This is a genomic window from Flavobacterium sp. (assembly GCF_004211145.1).
GTDB lineage: Bacteria > Bacteroidota > Bacteroidia > Flavobacteriales > Flavobacteriaceae > Flavobacterium.
The window spans coordinates 1-12,260 of record NZ_SEBS01000027.1 but is presented as its reverse complement, the minus strand read 5'-3'; the positions used below and the strand labels follow the sequence as shown (position 1 = coordinate 12,260).

Below are 12,260 nucleotides of genomic sequence, written 5' to 3'. Positions count from 1 at the left end.
ACTAATCTTAACTATCTTAATTGTTTAGAAGTTATATTTTGAAATAATCTATATAAGTCGCCAAGTCCTTATCACCGCGTCCCGACAAGCAAATCACCACGACATCGTCACTTTTAAATGTCCGCTGTTTCAAAACCGCCAACGCATGCGCGCTCTCAATCGCTGGAATAATTCCTTCGAGACGGCACAATTCAAGTCCGGCTTCCATCGCTTCGTCGTCGGTCGCACTCAAAAATTCGGCGCGTTTCGAATCGAAAAGGTGAGCGTGCAACGGTCCGATTCCGGGATAATCCAAACCTGCCGAAATCGAATACGGTTCGGTGATCTGCCCGTCGTCGGTCTGCATCAAAAGCGTCTTGCTGCCGTGTATGATTCCGGGTTTTCCAAGAACCGACGTCGCGGCGCTTTCACCCGAATCGATTCCATGTCCGGCCGCTTCAACGGCGATCAAATTCACGTTTTTATCGTCGAGATAATGATAGAAAGCCCCGGCCGCATTGCTCCCGCCGCCTACGCAAGCGATCACGTGATCAGGCGTTTCGCGGTTTTCCTTTTCGAGAAGTTGCTTTCGGATTTCTTCGGAGATCACCGACTGGAAACGCGCCACCAAATCGGGATACGGATGCGGCCCGACGACCGAGCCGATCAAATAATACGTATCCTCGGGATTCGAAATCCAATCGCGGATCGCCTCGTTCGTCGCGTCTTTCAACGTTTTCGAACCCGATGTCGCAGGCCTGACTTCGGCACCGAGCATTTTCATTCTGGCCACGTTGGGCGCCTGGCGTTTCATGTCGACCTCGCCCATGTAAACGATACATTCGAGATTTGCGAGCGCACAGACCGTTGCCGTCGCGACGCCGTGTTGTCCCGCACCGGTTTCGGCGATGATGCGTTTCTTGCCGAGATGCTGTGCGAGCAGGATCTGACCGATCGTATTGTTGATCTTGTGCGCGCCCGTATGACAAAGATCTTCGCGCTTCAAGTAAATTTTCGTTTTGTATTTTTCAGACAGGCGTGACGCAAAATACAGCGGCGTCGGACGTCCCGCATAATCGCGCAATAGATCTCGGAATCTTTTTTGGAACTCCGGCGTGTTGCAGATTTCGAGGTATTTTTGCCTTAATTCCTCTACATTCGGGTACAGCATTTCAGGCACGAACGCGCCGCCGAAATTCCCGTAAAACCCTTTCTCGTCAACCGAATATTTCATAGTAAATCGTATTTGAATTGTTTGATTTCGGCCACATTTTTAAGCCCGGCCGAAATTTCGAACCGACTGTTGATGTCGATCGCGAATGGTTTTACAGATAATTTGTTGATATCCTCGATGGATTCCGGACCGATTCCGCCGCTCAAAAAAAACGGTTTTCGCGATTTGTACTTTTCAAGGATTTTCCAGTCGAACGCGAACCCGTTTCCACCCGGAAGTTTTCCTTTGGTATCGAAAAGGAAATAATCGCAAACGCTTTGATAATCTTCGGTTTTAGCGAAATCTTGAGCCGTTTCTATTGAAAAAACCTTGATGATTTCAACGCCCGAATTTTGAAAGTCGGCACAATATTGAACAGATTCGTTTCCATGAAATTGCACTACATTCAGTTCGTGTTTTGCGATTCTTGACCGAACGAAATCGGCATCGGCGTCGACGAAAACACCGACTTTTTTGATCGTTTGCGGCAATTCGGGAATTTCACCATCGAAATAACGAGACGATTTCTCCCAGAAGATAAATCCCAGGAAATCGGGTAGGAGCGAGCCCGTTTCCGATATGTTATCGCTGTATTTCATGCCGCAAACCTTGAGTTTCATAGCGCTTCTTTGATTTCGTCCATAAATGTTTTTGCGGCCTTTCCGGGATCGTCGGTCTTCATGAAATGTTCCCCGATGAGGAAACCGCGATAACCTGCACGACGCAATTCGGCTACTGTTTTCGCATCGTCGAGCCCGCTTTCGGACACCATTATGCATTCGCTTGGAATGTGTTGCGCCATTTCGATACTCGTGGAAATGTCAGTCTTGAAATCCTTGAGGTTGCGGTTGTTGACACCGATGAGCGAGATTTCCGAACACATCGATCGATCCAATTCCTCGAAATCGCGCACTTCAAGCAAAGATTCCATGCCGAGTTTGAGCGCGAGCACGGCGAATTTCTTGATTTCTTCGGCCGACAGCATCGATGCGAGTAGCAGGATTGCGTCGGCGCCGATCGATTTCGCCTCGATGATCTGGTATTCGTCCAAGATGAATTCTTTTCGCAATAACGGCGTCGAAACTGAGGCGCGCGCAAGCAATATATCATCGACGGAACCGCCAAAATACGTCGTGTCGGTCAATACGGAAATCCCCGAAACGCCGGCGTTCGCATAACCTTCCACGACATCGGCGATCGGAATCGAGTGGTTGATCGTGCCTTTTGAAGGCGAGCGGCGTTTGTGCTCGGCGATGATCCCGAAGTCGCTCGAAGCCAATGAATCGGCTAACGAAAACGTCGGGCGTTTGAATAATTGGGTGTTTTCAAGTAACGATCGTGGTATTATCTTTTTGCGTAATTCGATCTCTCGGGCCTTGTTGGCGGCGATTTTCTCTAGAATATTCATGAAGATAGTTGTTGTAGTTTTTGTAATGTCTGTAAGGCTTTTCCCGATTTTAAACTTTCTTTTGCCGACGCGATCGCTTCCTCCAGCGAACATTTTTTCATCATTTTTATCGCGAGCGCGGCATTCGCATATACGACGTTTTGTTGGGCTTGGGTTCCGTTTCCGTGAAGTATTTCGGTGAAGATTTTTACCGAATCGGCAACGGTTTCTCCTCCTTTTATGTCAGACGGGTTAAGCTTTTCGAATCCGAAATCGGCGGGCGAAAAAAGCGTTTCTTCGAGGTTTGAAATGACTTTCGTATTTCCCGTCAGCGAGATTTCGTCATATCCGTCGAGCGCATGTAAAACCCCAAAATTCACATCGGTTTCCTGCAACAGATACGCATACATCCGAGCCAGTTCAAGACTGAAAACGCCCGACAATTGGTTCTGCGGAAACGCCGGATTCACAAGCGGGCCGAGCAGGTTAAAGAAGGTTTTTACGGCCAGTTCCTTTCGGATCGGCGCGACGTTTTTCATCGCCGGATGGAACAACGGCGCGTGCAGAATGCAAATATTCGCCTCATCGATGCAACGCTTCAAAAATGACTCGTCGTTACTGAATCTCACGCCCAGACTTTCCATGACGTTGCTCGAGCCCGAAACCGACGAAACGCCATAATTCCCGTGTTTGGCGACTTTGATGCCGCAACCCGCAACGACGAGCGACGAAAGCGTGGAAATGTTGAATGTGTCTTTTCCGTCGCCGCCCGTTCCGCACAAGTCGATGGTTTCGAAATCGCTCAGGTCGATTCGGACGCACAGGTCGAGAAGTGCCGATCGGAAGCCGTAAAGTTCTGCGGTCGTAATCGGACGCATCATATAAACGGTAAGGAAAGCCGCGATCTGCGACGGATTGTAATTTCCGGCCGAAATCGACGTGAGCGTATCGTACGCTTCCTGTTGCGAAAGCGTATCGTGGTTGATTAATCTATTTAATATCGTTTTCATTTCGTGTTAGTTAGCGTTAATTTCCTCTTGCGATGATTAACAGCCAAGCCAATTTTTGAGGATTTGTTTCCCGTGGGGCGTGAGCACGCTTTCAGGATGGAATTGCACGCCGCGCAGGTCGTAGGTTTGGTGCTTGAGCGACATGATCTGGCCGTTTTCGTCGACCGAAGTCGCGATCAGAACGTCGGGTAAATCGGTATTTACGACCCAGGAATGATAACGTCCGACCTCGATCTCATCGCCTAAACCTTGAAACAGGATTTCGTTCGTATCGAGGATTTTTACTTTAGTTGAAACGCCGTGAAAAACCGATTCCAGATTCGATAGCGAACCTCCGAAAACTTCGCCTATCGCCTGTTGACCGAGGCAAACTCCAAGTATGCTTTTGCTCGGCGCGTAGGTTTTGATGACTTGTTTCAAAAGTCCGGCCTCATCGGGAATTCCGGGCCCGGGCGACAGCAATATTTTATGGAACGGCTCGATCTCGTCAATCTCGAAATCATCGTTGCGCATCACGCTGACCTCGGCGCCCAGATCTTCGAGATAGTGGACGAGGTTGTAGGTGAAGGAGTCGTAGTTGTCGATTATCAGTACTTTCATTTTTTTGTTTATGCGTTGATTTGTTTATTCGTTTATTTGAAAAGTCAGTTGTGTCTTTGACGGATGTTTCGATGGTTGATTTGTTTATTCGTTTATTCGTTTTTTGAATTAGGGTTGTGTCTTTGACGGATGTTTTGATGGTTGATTTGTTTATGCGTTTATTCGTTTATTTGAATTAGGGTTGTGTCTTTGACGGAAATTTTCATTGTTGATTGACGTTAGGTTTCGTTCGGAAGGCATGAACTCAAATCAACAAATCAACAAATCAACAAATCAACAAATCAACAAATGACCAAATCAACAAATCTCCTCCGCTTCCTCAATCGCCCTATCCAAAGCCGCCAATTTATTATACGTTTCCTGTAATTCCTTTTCCTCATCGGACGCGACGGTCAAACCCGCGCCGGCTTGATAATGCAACGTGTTTTTTTTGCTTAAAAAGGTACGAATCATTATCGCATGGTTGAAATTTCCGTCAAAATCCATGAATCCGATCGCGCCTCCATAAAAACTGCGATTGAGGTTTTCGAGTTCTTCGATAAGTTGCATCGCGCGGTGTTTGGGCGCGCCCGACAGTGTTCCTGCGGGGAATGTGTCGGCCACGGCTTGCAACGTGTGCGCATTGTCGCGTAATTTCCCGGTGACTTTGGAAACCAGATGGATCACGTGCGAGAAGAACTGCAACTCGGCGTATTTCTCGACGGTGACTTGCGTGGCGTTTCGGCTCAGATCGTTTCGCGCCAAATCGACGAGCATCACGTGTTCGGAATTTTCCTTTTTGTCCTGCGACAATGCCCGCGCAAGAATCGCGTCTTCTTCGTCGTTTCCGGTTCGTTTGAATGTTCCCGCGATCGGATGGATTTCGGCCTTGCGATTTTCGACGACCAATTGTGCCTCGGGCGACGACCCGAAAATCCTGAAATTCCCATAATCGAAAAAGAACAGGTAAGGCGATGGATTTATTCGGCGTAAAGCGCGATACACATTAAAGTCATCGCCTTTGAACTGTTGTGAAAACCGCCTCGAAAGCACGAGCTGGAACACGTCGCCGCGCTGGCAATGCTGTTTTGCTTTGGCGACGAGGTTTCGGTAATCGGCGTCGGACAAATTCGTTGTCTTTTCACCATTTTTGGCGAAACGATATTTGGGCAACGCACTGTTTTGGAGCAGTCCGATGATTTCGTCGAGGTTGTCGGTTTCGTCGGTCGAATGACAGAACAAATACGCCTCATTCTTGAAATGATTGATGGCGATCACATTTTTGTAAACCGCGTAATACAAATCGGGAATCTCGGTATCGCCTTGTTTTTTGGTGATTTCCACCGATTCGAAATAACGCACGGCGTCGTAGGCGATATATCCGAAAAGCCCGCCCTGTATGCATTTGTGCACTGATCTTTCCATCTTGAAGCGGGAGGCGAACTCGCTGACGGTTTTCATCACGTCGTTTTCGCGGGCCGATTTCGTCTCGGTCGAACCATCGGGAAATTGCTGCGTGATGATTTCGTTTTCGACTTTAATGGATGCGATCGGATCACAACACACATATGAATAACTGTTGTTTCCAGCCTGATAGTCGGAACTCTCGAGCAACAGCGAATTCGCGAATTTGTCGCGCAGTTTCAGATACACGCCCACGGGAGTGATCGTGTCGGCGAGGATTTCGCGGTAGGAACTTTTGAATGTGTAGGTTATCATGATTTTTTGATATAAAAAAAGGCCCGTCGTGATTGACGGGCCTTTCGTATATTTTATACTAACAGCGGACGCTTCACGGATTTTGACGTAAAGAGTTCCACCACCAGTTGTTGTTTGTGACTTTCATATGTCGCAAATATAGGAATTGGTTTTAAGTTTGGGTTGATGTTGGGAAATATTTTTGATTTTGGATTTTGCCACGAAGGCATGAAGTTGTTTTTATTTTGGCGATCGAAGTTGCACACTATCACTTAAGGTTGGATTTATTTTTTGCCACGAAGGCACGAAGGCGCGAAGTTGTTTTTATTTTGGTTATTGAAGTTTCTTACTTTTACTTAAGGTAGGATTATTTTTGCCACGAAGGCACGAAGGCGCGAAGTTGTTTTTTCTTTTGGCGATTGAAGTTTCTTACGTTCACTTAAGGTTGGATTTGTTTTTTGCCACGAAGGCACGAAGGCGCGAAGTTGTTTTTATTTTGGCGATTGAATTTCTTACGTTCACTTAGGTTGGATTTATTTTTTGCCACGAAGGCACGAAGGCGCGAAGTTGTTTTTAAATTGGTTATTGAAGTTTCTTACTTTAATTTGAGGTTAGTTTTTTTCTTGCCACGAATGCACGAATTTTTTTCGTCGCGTCTTTGTAAAATATCGTTGTGTATTACGAATCTCAGGCTCTCAGGCTCTCAGGCTCTCAGGCACTCAGGCACTCAGGCACTCAGGTACTCAGGCACTAAAAAGAAAAACCCCGAAGCGAACTCCGGGGTTTCCAATATATAATAACTAAAATTAGAACACGAGGTTAACGGTAACGTCGAATTCATCATAGATCACGTTGTCGCCAAGGCTGTCGAAGAAGCTTTTTGAAGCATACTTCACGTCATATTTGGCGCGGTCGATCTTGAATGTAGTCGAAGCGGTATTCTTACCCAACGTCAAGTCGAAAGTTACGGGAGCCGTTTTTCCTTTGATAGTCAAATCGGCAGTAACCGTGTATACGTTGTTCGGCTTTGCGGTGATCGTTTTGAAATCAAGTTTCGCAGTGGTGAATTTGTCGGTAGCGAAGAAATCGTCATTCTTCAAGTGACCTTCCAATTTTTCTTTTCCTTTTCCGGCTTCAAGATCGGTAACTGCGATCGACGTCATGTCGACAGTAAAGCTTCCGCCCGACAGTTTTCCGCCTTTAGTCACGATTGCACCGTCTTTGAAACTCACGGTTCCTTCGTGTTGACCGGTTACTTTTTTACCGACCCATTTGATCGCGCTTTTAGAAACGTCGATTTTCTTGCTTTGGGCCGAAACCACAGTTCCTACAGCCAAAAATAAAGCGATTGCGATTGTTTTGAAATTTTTCATTTGATGTAAATAATTAAAGATTAAGTTATTGATTATAATGTGATGAACAATTCGTTTTCAGGTTTCCTAACTTTTTTGAGGTGTTGGAAACTGTCGTCCTCTAGCCTGTATCCGACGGTCGCAATCACCGATGCGCTGAGGCCTTTTTCAATCAAGCCAAGGATTTCGTTGTATTTGTCGGCTTGAAAACCTTCCATTGGCGTCGCGTCTATTTCAAGCGATGCGGCCGCATTCAATAAGTTTGCCAAAGCGATATACGTTTGTTTCGACGTCCAGATATTGTTGATCGAAGCGTCTCTCGACCCGACGTACGAATTTACCTTCGTGCGCATTTCCTCGAGGTTTTCAACCGGAATGCCGCGTACTTGACCCAGGTTTCCGATGAAATCATCCACGTCGGTTTTTCCGAAATCCACGATGTTCGCGAATACGAATAAATGAGAAGCGTTGAGGATCGAATCCTTGTTCGTGAACGATGCTTCGGCGAGTTGTTCGCGAATTTGCCTGTCCTCGATTATCAGAACCTTGTACGGCTGCAACCCCATAGACGACGGGCTGAAGCGGATCGCCTGTTTCAAAATGTCAAGTTCGTCGGCTGAAATTTTGCGCGACGCGTCGTATTTTTTTGTGGCATAACGCCAGTTCAAATTGGATATAAAGGTATTCATAACAGTGTTAAAATGATGTTATCATTGGCGCAATTTGTCGAGCAACGAATTGAGTTGCAGGAGTTCATCGGGCGTGAGATTAGAAGTAAGAGATTCCTCGTGCTTTTCAATTAAAGGATCGAGTTCCACGAGTAGATCAAGACCTTTTTGCGTAATCCCGACTTCCATTTTCCTGCGGTTGTTCGGGCAAACTTTGCGCGTTACGAAATCCTTCGCGAGCAATTTGTCGACCAATCGCGTCGTATTGCTTGTCTTGGCGATCATGCGTCCCTGGATTAGGTTCATGTTGGCGGGCTTTCCTTTTTGCCCGCGCAGGATTCTCAGAACATTGAATTGCTCGATTGAAATATCGAATGGTTTCAAAATCCCGAGAATTTGATCCGACAGCACTTTTTGCGTGTATCCCAAATTCAGCACGACTCGTTTCGATGCCGACAGCGGAATACTGCTTTTTATGATATCTTCGATTTTCATATTTGTAAATACAAAATTTGTAGGCACAAATGTAGGCGATATTTATATTTGTATGTACAAATGTTGTTGTTATTTTTTTGTTAAATGGAAAAGAGCGTTTTTGAAATGGTTACTTTTAACGGGATGAAAAATGTAGTAAAATTGAAGAGGTTATTTGTCGTTCTTGCGATATTTGCGGCAAGTTTGAGCGGATATTCCCAAGCCGAGCCAAAACCCCTGGAAACGTTCACAAAAGACGAAATCACAGTAAAATCCTACAACTACGAAACGTTCAAAGCGCTACTTGAGAAGAACAACGACTCAACGTACGTGGTCAATTTCTGGGCGACCTGGTGCGCACCTTGCATTGCCGAACTTCCGAATTTCGAAAAACTCAACGCCCAATACAAAGACAAAAAAGTAAGTGTGCTGTTGGTCAGCCTCGATTTTAAAAAGCAGGTCGAAAAAAGCCTGATTCCGTTCATAAAACGCAGAAACCTGAAATCGAAAGTCGTGTTCCTGAGCGATCCCGACATGAATTCCTGGATTTCAAAAGTAAACCCCGATTGGACCGGCGCGATCCCCGCGACCGTGATCTATAAAGGAAACCAGCGCAAATTTTATGAGCAATCGTTCACATATGAACAACTCGAAACTGAAGTCAAACCTTTTATACAATAACCAAATGAAAACAATGAGAATTTTAGCAGCCGTGGCGATCATCGCGTTCATATCGGCATTCACGACTCCGGGCTCGGGATATAAAGTGGGCGACGTCGCCACCGATTTCAAATTGAAGAATGTCGACGGTAAAATGGTTTCCCTGTCTGATTACAAGTCGGCCAAAGGATTCATCGTCGTGTTCACGTGTAACCATTGCCCGTTCGCGAAGGCTTACGAAGATCGCATCATCGCGCTCGATAAAAAGTACGCAAAGCTTGGATATCCCGTCATTGCGATCAATCCGAACAATCCTGAAAAGCAAAAAGAGGACAGTTTCGCATTGATGCAGGCGCGCGCCAAGGAAAAAGGATTCACGTTCCCGTATTTGTTTGACGAAGGCCAGAAAATCTATCCGCAATACGGAGCGACAAAAACACCTCACGTGTACATTTTACAGAAAACCGCGAAGGGAAATGAAGTGAAATACATCGGCGCGATCGATGACAACCACGAAGAACCGTCGGCCGTAAAAGAGAAATACGCTGAAAATGCACTCGACGCCTTGCTGCGAGGACAACCGGTTAAAGTAACTGAAACCAAAGCAATCGGCTGTTCGATCAAAGCCTAACTCACTACGTATATCTCATTACTTAAAAATAAAATGGATTTAAACCAACAGGACTGGAGCGACAAACTCCAAAACGACGCCAACGCCGTAATCCTCGACGTGCGCACTGAAGATGAATGGAACGACGGGATTATTCCGGGCGCAATCAACATCGACATTTACAAAGGCCAGGGTTTCATCTACGAGGTCGACCAACTCGACAAGACCAAGAATTATTACGTGTATTGCAAAGCCGGCGGACGTTCGGCTCAGGCCTGCGCGATCATGAACCAATTGGGTTTTGATACGACGTATAATTTGATAGGCGGATTTTCGCAGTGGAACGGCGATAGCGTTTTGCCGTAATTTTTACGCGAATTACATTTTGAACCATTAAGTTCATTAAGTTCTTTAAGAATTTGTCTTGATGAACGCAATGGTCTTAATGGTTTAAATTTGTGGGCGTGCCACCGGCCGGTAAAAAGCTGGTCGCATTTTACCGGCCGCTGTCGGGCTGACCCGTTCCAATCTTTTTGATACCTACAAGGTTTTGTAAACCTTGCAGGATTGTCAAAAAGGATTTCCACTCGCATCCCTCACGCGGATGCATTTCCAATTGGAAGTTAACTTTTCCACAAACCTATTTTTCCACGTCGGGAATACACGAATGTTCTTTAACTTTAAAGGAACCTTTAAAACGTCGAACGCTAAACTCTAAACAACGAAACATGACAATACCCGAACAACACAAAATAACCCCATTCAAACAAGAAACCTGGCTCGTGAACGGCGAGCTCAAAACCTGGACCGGCAAATTCGCCGACGTCTATTCACCAATCTCAACAACTGACGAATACGCGCCGACGCTAATCGGTTCGACACCTGCAATGGGCGAAGCCGAAGGTCTCGAAGCCATCCAGTCAGCCGCCGATGCCTACAACAAAGGCCAGGGTTTGTGGCCCACGATGAAAGTCGCCGACCGCATCAAGTGCATGGAAAAATTCGTCGCGAAAATGAAGACCACGCGCGAGGAAGTCGTGAAATTCCTCATGTGGGAAATCGGGAAAACGCTCGGAGATTCCCAAAAGGAATTCGATCGTACCGTCGATTACATAAAAAATACGATCGAAGAATACAAGAAGATGGACCGCGAGGGCGCTCGTTTCCAAAAGTCTGAAGGCGTTCACGCGATGGTCCGCCGCGGCCCGCTTGGTGTCGTGCTTTGCCTCGGGCCATACAATTATCCGATCAACGAAACCTTCTCGCTGTTGATTCCCGCGTTGATCATGGGAAATACCGTGATCTTGAAACCGCCCAAATTCGGGGTTTTGGCGTTATCGCCGATCTTGCCTGCGTTCGCCGAGAGTTTTCCTCCGGGCGCGATCAACATCATTTACGGACGCGGTAGGGAAGTGGCCGGCCCGATCGTCCAGACGGGAAAGGTCGACGTGTTGGCACTTATCGGGAATTCCACTTCGGCGAGAGCGTTGCAGGATCAGCATCCGCACAAAAACCGACTGCGCATGATTTTCAGCCTAGAGGCCAAGAATCCCGCGATCATCTTGCCCGACGCCGATCTGGATTTGGCGATCGAAGAATGTCTGACAGGCACGCTTTCGTTCAACGGACAGCGTTGCACGGCGCTGAAAATCATTTACGTACACGAAGATATAGCCGATGAGTTCAACAAGCGTTTCAGCGAGAAGGTTGACGCGCTCAAATTCGGGAATCCGTGGGAAGACGGCGTCAAACTCACGCCGTTGCCTGAACCCGACAAACCTGAATACATTCAGGGCCTGATCGACGATGCGACGCGCAACGGTGCCAAAATCCGCAACGCCAACGGTGGTAAGCACTACGACAATTTCATTTTCCCGGCAGTGGTTTATCCTGTAAACAAGGAAATGCGTATCTATCACGAGGAACAATTCGGGCCTGTGATCCCGATTTTGCCGTTCAAGAACATAGACGAACCGCTCGACGATATGGCCGAATCGAATTACGGTCAGCAGGTCAGCCTTTTCGGAAGCGACGTGAAAACCTTATCGCCGCTCATAGACGCGCTTACGAATCTCGTCTGCCGCGTGAACCTGAACAGTTCGTGCCAGCGCGGCCCCGATGTTTTCCCGTTCACGGGACGCAAAGATTCGGCGGCGGGAACATTGAGCATCCACGACGGTCTGCGTTCGTTCTCGATCAGGACGTTCGTCGCGGCCAAGGAAAACGAATACAACAACGACATCCTGACGGCGATCATCGACAGCAAACAATCGAATTTCGTAAACACCGATTATATTTTGTGATGCAAACCCTCGCGCTGCAAACGCCAAACGGATATTCGATTGCCGTGCGTCATTTCGCGGCGGTCGGCGATTCGATTGTCGTGATCGCACCCGCAACTGGAGTGCCTCAAAAATTCTATTCGAACTTCGCGACCTGGCTATCTCAAAATGGTGTCAGCGTCGTGACGTTCGATTATTGCGGAATCGCCGAATCGAAACCCGACAAATTGACCGACGCCGATTGCGATGCAGTCGATTGGGGCGCGAACGACCTCGAGACCGCAATTCATTTCGCCGTCGACGGTTTTTCTGAAAAGAAGGTTGTTCTCATCGGGCACAGCATTGGTG

At 47.1% G+C, this 12,260-nt stretch carries 14 protein-coding genes; 5 read left to right on the top strand and 9 right to left on the bottom strand.

Annotated elements, in window-relative coordinates:
- Positions 1-31: 31 nt before the first annotated feature.
- The 9 genes from trpB to EOO50_RS12600 all read right to left on the bottom strand — a co-directional run bounded on the left by trpB (position 32) and on the right by EOO50_RS12600 (position 8,381).
- Positions 32-1,213, bottom strand: a complete 1,182-nt coding sequence (trpB, locus tag EOO50_RS12640; RefSeq protein ID WP_290840633.1) for a tryptophan synthase subunit beta — start codon at positions 1,211-1,213, stop codon at positions 32-34.
- Positions 1,210-1,812, bottom strand: a complete 603-nt coding sequence (locus tag EOO50_RS12635; RefSeq protein WP_290840632.1) for a phosphoribosylanthranilate isomerase — start codon at positions 1,810-1,812, stop codon at positions 1,210-1,212. Before EOO50_RS12635 ends, trpB begins: the two co-directional genes overlap by 4 nt.
- Entirely contained in the window at positions 1,809-2,600 is a 792-nt protein-coding gene (gene trpC, locus EOO50_RS12630; RefSeq protein ID WP_290840631.1) for an indole-3-glycerol phosphate synthase TrpC, read from the bottom strand. Before trpC ends, EOO50_RS12635 begins: the two co-directional genes overlap by 4 nt.
- Positions 2,597-3,589, bottom strand: a complete 993-nt coding sequence (gene trpD, locus EOO50_RS12625) for an anthranilate phosphoribosyltransferase (RefSeq protein ID WP_290840630.1) — start codon at positions 3,587-3,589, stop codon at positions 2,597-2,599. The genes trpC and trpD overlap by 4 nt, the downstream gene beginning before the upstream one ends.
- A gap of 36 nt (positions 3,590-3,625) precedes the next feature.
- A complete protein-coding gene (locus EOO50_RS12620) occupies positions 3,626-4,189 on the bottom strand; it encodes an aminodeoxychorismate/anthranilate synthase component II (RefSeq protein WP_290840629.1) in 564 nt (187 codons plus the stop codon).
- A gap of 297 nt (positions 4,190-4,486) precedes the next feature.
- Complete coding sequence (locus EOO50_RS12615) at positions 4,487-5,887, bottom strand: anthranilate synthase component I family protein (protein WP_290840628.1); 1,401 nt, start codon at positions 5,885-5,887, stop codon at positions 4,487-4,489.
- A 785-nt stretch (positions 5,888-6,672) separates the two neighbouring features.
- Positions 6,673-7,239, bottom strand: a complete 567-nt coding sequence (locus tag EOO50_RS12610) for a YceI family protein (protein ID WP_290840627.1) — start codon at positions 7,237-7,239, stop codon at positions 6,673-6,675.
- A gap of 32 nt (positions 7,240-7,271) precedes the next feature.
- Positions 7,272-7,907 carry an NAD(P)H-dependent oxidoreductase gene (locus EOO50_RS12605; RefSeq protein WP_290840626.1) on the bottom strand — a complete coding sequence of 212 codons (636 nt, stop codon included), beginning with the start codon at positions 7,905-7,907 and terminating at the stop codon, positions 7,272-7,274.
- Positions 7,908-7,928: 21 nt separating this feature from the next.
- On the bottom strand, positions 7,929-8,381 hold the full coding sequence (locus EOO50_RS12600; RefSeq protein WP_290840625.1) for a MarR family transcriptional regulator: 453 nt from the start codon (positions 8,379-8,381) through the stop codon (positions 7,929-7,931).
- Between the two features lie 141 nt (positions 8,382-8,522).
- Here EOO50_RS12600 and EOO50_RS12595 point away from each other — a divergent pair, with 141 nt between their 5' ends.
- The 5 genes from EOO50_RS12595 to EOO50_RS12575 all read left to right on the top strand — a co-directional run.
- Positions 8,523-9,041 carry a redoxin domain-containing protein gene (locus EOO50_RS12595; protein WP_290840624.1) on the top strand — a complete coding sequence of 173 codons (519 nt, stop codon included), beginning with the start codon at positions 8,523-8,525 and terminating at the stop codon, positions 9,039-9,041.
- 4 nt (positions 9,042-9,045) lie between these two features.
- The gene (locus tag EOO50_RS12590) at positions 9,046-9,651 is read left to right on the top strand and encodes a thioredoxin family protein (RefSeq protein ID WP_290840623.1); all 606 of its coding nucleotides are present in this window, start codon (positions 9,046-9,048) and stop codon (positions 9,649-9,651) included.
- A 33-nt stretch (positions 9,652-9,684) separates the two neighbouring features.
- The gene (locus EOO50_RS12585; protein WP_290840622.1) at positions 9,685-9,996 is read left to right on the top strand and encodes a rhodanese-like domain-containing protein; all 312 of its coding nucleotides are present in this window, start codon (positions 9,685-9,687) and stop codon (positions 9,994-9,996) included.
- 362 nt (positions 9,997-10,358) lie between these two features.
- Positions 10,359-11,933: an NADP-dependent glyceraldehyde-3-phosphate dehydrogenase gene (locus tag EOO50_RS12580; RefSeq protein WP_290840621.1), complete on the top strand. Its 1,575-nt coding sequence runs from the start codon at positions 10,359-10,361 to the stop codon at positions 11,931-11,933.
- A partial coding sequence (locus EOO50_RS12575) for an alpha/beta hydrolase (protein WP_290840620.1) occupies positions 11,933-12,260 on the top strand: 328 nt, incomplete at its 3' end. The genes EOO50_RS12580 and EOO50_RS12575, both read left to right, overlap by 1 nt.